Genomic DNA, 4,863 nt, shown 5'->3' with positions numbered 1-4,863 from the left:
ATTACCGCAATTTTGGTTGGTTTTGGATTGTCGTTAAGTGGTTTATTGATGCAAACCTTATTTCGGAATCCACTTTCAGGTCCTTTTGTATTAGGATTGAGTTCGGGCGCCAGTTTAGGAGTTGCCTTATTAATTATGGGCGCTTCGGCTTTTGGTGGCTTTTTCGGAACATTTTTATTATCAAGTTATAGCTTAGTAATTGCCGCAAGTTTAGGAAGTTTCTTAGTGTTAATCACTGTTATGATCGTTTCTACACGTGTAAAAGATACGATGTCAATTTTAATTATCGGATTGATGTTTGGAAGTATTACTGGCGCAATTGTAAGTGTGTTAACGTATTTTAGTGACGCCGAAGAATTGAAACAATTTATGATGTGGACATTAGGTTCGTTAGGAAACTTAAGCTGGCAAGAATTGACCATTTTAAGCAGCTTGATTGTTGCGGGAATTGTATTAAGTATTACTTCTATAAAATCATTAAACGCCTTTCTTTTGGGCGAAAATTACGCACGTAGTTTAGGAATTGACATTAAAAAAGCACGCTACACCGTAATTATCGCGACAAGCTTATTAGCAGGAAGTTGTACTGCTTTTGTCGGTCCAATTGCATTTATAGGTTTAGCAATTCCGCATATAACTCGGTTGTTTTTCAATACGACGAATCATAAAACATTAGTGCCAAGTGTCTGTTTGATTGGTGGAATTTTACTATTGATTTGCGATAGTATTGCGCAAGTTCCTTTTAGTGATATTGCATTACCTATCAATGCCATTACTTCTATGATTGGTGCGCCCGTTGTAATTTGGTTGTTGGTGCGCAAACGGAAAATGATTTTTTAGACTCGCTTTGCTTTTGGATCACTTCGCTCTTAGACCGTTTCACTTTTAGATCGCTTTCGCTCATAGACTGTTAGACTTCTTTGATTTTTAAATTGCTTCGCATTTGCGATTACCAGCGTTTTTCTAATTCTTCAAAATTTCTATCATAGAAAAATAAGAATGCGTCAAATGCATCTTTTTTGGTTTGCTCAGTAATTACACTAAAAAAATCTTTATCATAAAAATCATAGGAAACCAATCCAAACCATTTTGTCTTTTTTCTGGTGATTGGTCTCTTATAGCACACATAAAATTCATACTCATTCAATTCTCCAACAATTGAGGCTGCTATTCCTTTTCCATCTTTATCATCAAGATTAATAGATGGAGAGAAATGAATTTGTTTATCATTAGCAGCAAGTTGTACTTTCAATAATCCTTCCCAATCAAAATTTTTAAATTTTTCAACGAATTCATCCTTGGTTATGTATGCTTCGTTTACTAAATACGATTTTAACGGATGTGATTCCGAATATTTTAATTTCATCTAACAGTACATTTATACTTTTAAACTTACTACTATTATTCGTCATAAACTATTTTTCTAAAAAAACCGTACTTTTACCATCTCAAAAAAAAGCCTATTTCAACAACAAACACATATCCAGTTTTACAAGCTTCATCGCTAAGTATTGGCTATCAAGACAAAGCGAATACGAAAGTGATTGCAGAAGCGATCGATTTTAAGATTTCGAAGGGAAAACTAGTCGCGTTAGTCGGTGCAAACGGAATTGGAAAATCTACTTTGTTGCGAACCTTGGCAAAAATTCAAGAACCGCTTTCTGGAGAAATTACACTGCAAAATAAGTCGCTTCACTCCTATTCAAATGCAGCATTGGCAAAAGAAATTAGTTTGGTGTTGACTGAACAAATTCCTTCTAAAAACTTAACAGTTATTGAATTGATTGCGCTCGGTCGTCAGCCGTATACCAATTGGATTGGTAATCTCTCTAAGAACGATCATACAATTGTAGAAAGTGCTTTAGAAAAAACCAATTTGCTCGAATTGAAACATCGCAAATGCTATACATTAAGTGACGGACAACTACAAAAAGTAATGATTGCACGTGCGTTGGCGCAAGATACATCGATGGTCATTTTAGATGAACCTACAACGCATTTAGACATGTATCACAAAGCTTATGTGTTGAATCTTCTCAAAAAATTAGCACACGATACGCAAAAAACCATGTTGTTTTCTACACATGAAATTGATTTGGCTATTCAGTTATGCGATGAAATGATTGTGATGAATGATGGCAACGTATTTTCGGGAACTCCATGCGAGTTGATTGAAAAAGGTGTATTTGAAGCGTTATTTCCAAACGATTTAATTGTTTTTGATCGAAGTTCGGGAAGTTTTAAAGTGAAAAACAACACATAAAAAAAACGCCTTATCAAGCGATAAGACGTTTTTATAAACTAACCAACCAAAAATGTAATACGACTCTCTTTACGCAAGTAACCAGCTCTTTGTACTGTCATCATCGTAATACACAGTATATAAGACAACTTCTGTGCCAAAACGTTACATAGATTCATAAAAAGAAGGCGTTTTCTGTTAAATAATACCAAAGTTTTGTTAACACAACAATAGCATGTCAAAATAGAACTAGACAAAAGCAGTGCATCTATTTTTATTTTGCGTGTTTCCTTTGGACTTCACAATTTTTCAATTCAAAATAAATTAACCTGTTGTGCATTTTGATAAAATTCGTCAGTTAGAGTGAATTTTACGATTGAAAATGAGTAAAATTTGTATCGAGAATAGAATTTTCTGTACTAAACATGTTCTCGATACAATTTTTCGTGCCTCAAAATTACTCGAACTGACGCTTCATTATACTTTTTTAATTCAAAATGCACAACGGGTTAATTATAGAAGGTTTAATCATAAATGCTAAAAAAACCTCAAAATCCCGTGCTACAGCAGGATAAGTTTAACTTACAGTATTATGTGTGTCCTTTGGACTTCACAAAACTGAGTTTCACTAAACGAAAAAAACACTCCACAAGCGTGAAGTGTTTTTTAAACTAAACTAACCAACCAAAATTGTACTATGACTCTCTTTACGCAAGTAACCAGCTCTTTGTATTGTCATCATCATAATACATATAGTATAAACCAACTTCTGTGCCAAATTATTGTGCATATTTCAAATTCTAACAAAACTTTAGCATTTGGAAACTATAATACAACTACGTTCAATTTTCCCCATAAAGAAAAAACACCTCACAAGCGTGAAGTGTTTTTTTAAACTAACTAACCAACCAAAATGTAAGTACGACTCTTTTACTTCAAGTAACCAGCTCTGTGTAACGTCCACATCGTATTACAATTTATATATAACAAGTACTGTGCCAAAACTACTTTATTGCTGTTTTTTATTTGTCTATTAATTCAATAGATTTATCTTTTTAAGAGCAAAATTTTGAAAAAAATACTAGAAACGGAACGTGTACGCTTGCGCGAATTTTTATTGAAAGATGCGGAATTCATATTAGAATTAGTAAATACACCTTTGTGGATTCAATATATTGGCGATCGTAATATTCATACACCAGGAGTTGCTGAAGAATACATCAGTGATAATTTACAAAAAGGATATCAAAAAAATGGTTTCGGGTTGTGGTTAATGGAACTCAAAGAAACTGCTACACCAATTGGTATGTGCGGTTTGGTCAACAGAGATTCGTTAGATGATGTAGATATTGGTTTTGCACTATTGCCAAAATACGAACGCCAAGGATATACCTTTGAAACGGCAACAGCCACATTGAAGCATGCAAAAGAAAAATTACAAATTTCCAAAATAGTTGCCATTACTGATGCAAGCAATATCGCTTCTATCGGATTATTGAACAAAATTGGACTAAAGTTTGAAAAAGAATTGAAACTTTCTGAAAAAGATACTGTACTTTTATTTTCCTAACGACTTTCACACATGAAAAAAGAACTCATCTATATATTCATTATTTTACTAGTATTTTATGGTATTCACGGTTTTCCAATGGACATGGAGACTATTAGAGGAATTGCTACCATCGATGTAAACGTACATGACTCCTATTATGTAGTACAAAGTCACTATTATTGGATTATTACCCTTTCATTTGCGTTTGCAATTACATATTTGATACGAATATTGCTATTAAAATTTAAAAATAAGTACGCAAATATCATTTATCTTATCACAAATGCAGCATTTATTGTATCACTTGCATATGTAATTCAGTTTTTAAATATAATTATAGAACAATATTCAGAAAAAGGACTCGCGACCAATTCAACTTTTTATACGTATTTTTATATCACTACAGCTTTGCTTCTATTTTCCGTGATTATGGAAATTTTTGTATTGTTTAAAATGTGGAAAAAGTAGATGTTTTTACAATTAAAAAAAGGATTATTAACAGGTTTTACTATCTATGGCGTTATAGTATTGATTGCATTTATGTGTTATCTTTATCAACCGCAAAGTGGACACGCTCCTGGTTTGCATTTTTTTATACTTATCGGATTATTTTACACATCGCTCTTTTGGTCTTTTTTTAATATGGTGCTTGTATTGTATGAAAAAACGCGGAAATTTGGATTAGGTTTGCTTATTACAAACATTATATACGTTCTTTCCTGTTTCATCTTTGTACTCGCTGCTGATTGAATGAAAAATATGCTACAACATCCAGAATTAAGAAAAGGAATTAGAATTGGTGCCATTATCTATGGAATTTGTTTTTGCATTTCATTTACAATGTATTTTACAATTGATCATTCGTATGTACATGCACCAGCGCCATATCAAGCGGTATTCATTTTGTTATTCTACCTATCTGTAATTTGGATACTTATCTCGTTATTACTAGCTTTTCTAAACAAACGCAGACAACTACAACTCGGTTTTTTAATTGTAAATGGAAGTTATCTTTTTATTTGTATTCTATTTATGCTGCATATGATTGTGAAGTATTGAAAAAATCATT

The 4,863-nt window shown here is 32.6% G+C and carries 6 protein-coding genes; 5 read left to right on the top strand and 1 reads right to left on the bottom strand.

The features are described from left to right. A partial coding sequence (locus AB8B65_RS08590) for an iron chelate uptake ABC transporter family permease subunit (protein ID WP_405300513.1) occupies window positions 1–840 on the top strand: 840 nt, incomplete at its 5' end. Between the two features lie 109 nt (window positions 841–949). On the opposite strand, the gene AB8B65_RS08585 is transcribed toward AB8B65_RS08590, so the two are convergent. Next, window positions 950–1,366 carry a hypothetical protein gene (locus tag AB8B65_RS08585; RefSeq protein ID WP_405300512.1) on the bottom strand — a complete coding sequence of 139 codons (417 nt, stop codon included), beginning with the start codon at window positions 1,364–1,366 and terminating at the stop codon, window positions 950–952. A gap of 174 nt (window positions 1,367–1,540) precedes the next feature. On the opposite strand from AB8B65_RS08585, the gene AB8B65_RS08580 reads away from it, so the two are divergent. The 4 genes from AB8B65_RS08580 to AB8B65_RS08565 all read left to right on the top strand — a co-directional run bounded on the left by AB8B65_RS08580 (window position 1,541) and on the right by AB8B65_RS08565 (window position 4,853). Next, on the top strand, window positions 1,541–2,263 hold the full coding sequence (locus AB8B65_RS08580) for an ABC transporter ATP-binding protein (protein ID WP_405300511.1): 723 nt from the start codon (window positions 1,541–1,543) through the stop codon (window positions 2,261–2,263). A 1,048-nt stretch (window positions 2,264–3,311) separates the two neighbouring features. Beyond that, window positions 3,312–3,812: a GNAT family N-acetyltransferase gene (locus tag AB8B65_RS08575; RefSeq protein ID WP_405300510.1), complete on the top strand. Its 501-nt coding sequence runs from the start codon at window positions 3,312–3,314 to the stop codon at window positions 3,810–3,812. A gap of 12 nt (window positions 3,813–3,824) precedes the next feature. Continuing rightward, entirely contained in the window at window positions 3,825–4,262 is a 438-nt protein-coding gene (locus AB8B65_RS08570) for a hypothetical protein (RefSeq protein WP_405300509.1), read from the top strand. A 291-nt stretch (window positions 4,263–4,553) separates the two neighbouring features. Continuing rightward, the gene (locus tag AB8B65_RS08565) at window positions 4,554–4,853 is read left to right on the top strand and encodes a hypothetical protein (RefSeq protein WP_405300508.1); all 300 of its coding nucleotides are present in this window, start codon (window positions 4,554–4,556) and stop codon (window positions 4,851–4,853) included. Window positions 4,854–4,863 lie beyond the last annotated feature (10 nt).

The organism is Kordia sp., assembly GCF_045105435.1.
Classification (GTDB): domain Bacteria; phylum Bacteroidota; class Bacteroidia; order Flavobacteriales; family Flavobacteriaceae; genus Kordia.
Note: the sequence above shows the minus strand (reverse complement) of the source record. Positions and strands in the feature narration are given on the sequence as shown.